Here is a 301-nt window from a genome sequence, read left to right as displayed (position 1 = left end):
ACCGTCTACTAGAGATCCATCATAATGTCGAAGAACCAAAAGCATTTGAAGATTACTCTATCACTTTAAACGAGTTAGAAGGTTTAAAGGTCGAGATAATCGATGGACTTTAATGAAGAAGACAGCTATCTAATGCTGTCCGGTATTCAGCACTTTCAATTTTGTAAACGACAGTGGGCGCTCATCCACATTGAACAGCAATGGGAAGAAAATGTTAGAACGGTTGAAGGTCAGTATCTCCATCAAAAGGCTGACCAGCCGTTTATTCGAGAGAAGCGTGGAGAGAAACTTATTGTTCGAG

1 protein-coding gene is annotated in these 301 nt (G+C 40.5%); it reads left to right on the top strand.

Going from position 1 to position 301, the window contains the following annotated elements; translation table 11 throughout:
- Window positions 1-102: 102 nt before the first annotated feature.
- A partial coding sequence (locus tag RYX56_RS21765; RefSeq protein WP_317124041.1) for a CRISPR-associated protein Cas4 occupies window positions 103-301 on the top strand: 199 nt, incomplete at its 3' end.

The sequence above is a fragment of the Alkalihalophilus lindianensis genome (assembly GCF_032843265.1).
GTDB lineage: Bacteria > Bacillota > Bacilli > Bacillales > Bacillaceae_D > Alkalihalophilus > Alkalihalophilus lindianensis.
This window is presented reverse-complemented; position numbering and strand designations above follow the sequence as displayed.